Origin of the sequence: Facklamia sp. P13064, from assembly GCF_050409425.1 — a bacterium.
GTDB lineage: Bacteria > Bacillota > Bacilli > Lactobacillales > Aerococcaceae > Facklamia.
Map to the genome: position 1 here is coordinate 1 of NZ_JBNUPM010000054.1, position 561 is coordinate 561.

At 39.6% G+C, this 561-nt stretch carries 1 protein-coding gene; it reads right to left on the reverse strand.

Features of this window, described 5'->3' with window-relative positions:
- Positions 1–9: 9 nt before the first annotated feature.
- Positions 10–561: transposase (locus tag ACQV2S_RS08855; RefSeq protein ID WP_428885416.1), on the reverse strand; the 552-nt coding region annotated here is incomplete at its 5' end.

Here is a 561-nt window from a genome sequence, read left to right on the forward strand (position 1 = left end):
GGGGCTGTATCATAAGTCCATTTTTGCTATAACCTTTAAAATAAGACCCGAGATAAAATGTCCACGCATTTTATCTCGGGTCTTTATTTTTTCTTGTTCTTGGATATATAACACCAGTTTATTGATATTGTATGCCAGTAATGCAATGCCTAATTCAATTTTCACCTTCCGTCTGCCTCGAAGGTGGACTCGGGTGAAACCTAAAGAACCCTTGAGATAGCCAAAGGCAGTTTCAACATCGATTTTTCGGCGGGCATAAATGGCTTGGGTGGTTTCTTCTTCAGCCAGTGCACGTTGTTTAGCTTTAAAATATTCCCAAGAAGGATTGACGCTGATTTTTCGGATGGAACCTTTCGGAGTAAATGCGGCTTCAATGCGTTCGCCTCCTGAAGTGTGCGTTTCAGCTTTGTATTCTTTGAATTGTTGAATCTCGTCATAATGATTTTTTCGCTCACGGTAAGCACTGAAATTGAAACGTACCCCTTGAAGGTCAATATAATAATCATCTGCTTCATGATAAGTCCAATTGAAGACTTTCTTTTCATCGGATTGCCATTTTTT